This window comes from Streptomyces sp. NPDC058964 (assembly GCF_042741275.1).
Classification (GTDB): domain Bacteria; phylum Actinomycetota; class Actinomycetes; order Streptomycetales; family Streptomycetaceae; genus Streptomyces.
Genome location: NZ_JBHYKH010000720.1, coordinates 2,638 through 3,479, shown reverse-complemented (window position 1 = coordinate 3,479; position 842 = coordinate 2,638). Strand labels below are relative to the sequence as shown.

The 842-nt window shown below is 74.0% G+C and carries 1 protein-coding gene and 1 pseudogene (1 of these 2 running past the window's edge); both read right to left on the bottom strand.

Features of this window, described 5'->3' with window-relative positions:
- Positions 1-83: 83 nt before the first annotated feature.
- Positions 84-632 carry a hydrogenase maturation protease gene (locus ACFW2E_RS43625; RefSeq protein ID WP_384476765.1) on the bottom strand — a complete coding sequence of 183 codons (549 nt, stop codon included), beginning with the start codon at positions 630-632 and terminating at the stop codon, positions 84-86.
- Positions 629-842 (bottom strand): annotated as a pseudogene (locus ACFW2E_RS43620) (hypothetical protein) (it continues 1,210 nt past the right edge of the window). Before ACFW2E_RS43620 ends, ACFW2E_RS43625 begins: the two are co-directional and overlap by 4 nt.

Below are 842 nucleotides of genomic sequence, written 5' to 3'. Positions count from 1 at the left end.
GTCGGGCCGCGACTGCACGACCAGGGCCGCGACCGCGGCGGACAGCACTCCGAGCGCGATGTTCTTCTTCATCCTGTCTCTCCTCAGTTGACGGCCTCGCCGGCCAAGGGCCGCGAGCCGGGTTCGGGGGGTGCGGCCAGCAGCTCCGAGATCAGCCGGACGGCCTGCGGCACGGCGTCGGACACCGGCCCGCTGAGACCGATCCCCTCCTCCACGCAGGCCGGTTCGCAGCCCACGACAAGGGTGCGGCGCGGGGGCCGGCCGCCGGTTCCGGCGCAGAGGGTGCCCAGCAGCGCGAGCACGGCGTCGGGGGTCATCCGGTGACCGTCGAGCGGGGCGTGCTCCGCGCCGCCCGCGCCGATGTCGTCGTGCTCGATCAGGTACAGGGTGCCGGGAGCTCCGCCGCGGACCGTGGCATCCACCAGGATCAGGGTGTCGTAGCCGTCGAGGAGCCGGTAGGCGAGGTGCACGCCGCGCACGCCGATGTCGGCGGCCTCGACGTGACCGGGCAGCCGGCGTTCGCCGAGGGCGCGCACGGTCTCGACGCCGAAGCCGTCGTCGCCGAGGAAGATGTTCCCGATGCCCGCTACGAGCACGCGGGCATCATCGCCCCGCTCCGGGGAAGGGCTCATGCGTCGTCCCCCAGAGGCGTGAGCTCGTCGGGCTGGAAATACAGGTAGCGGCCCTGTTCGCGGCGCAGGTCGGCGCCGGGGTCGCCGTCCACGGTCACCGCCAGGTGGACTCCGCCGTCCACGTCGTGGAGCACGGCCTCGACGGTCGCGGCGCGCCCCCGAAGGAACAGGTCCTGGGCGTCGCTGCGGCGCAGGCCGGGGTCGAGCACG

Coding starts and splice junctions, on each gene's coding strand:
- ACFW2E_RS43625 (WP_384476765.1), bottom strand. CDS start 632: ATGAGCCCTTCCCCGGAGCGGGGCGATGATGCCCGCGTGCTCGTAGCG.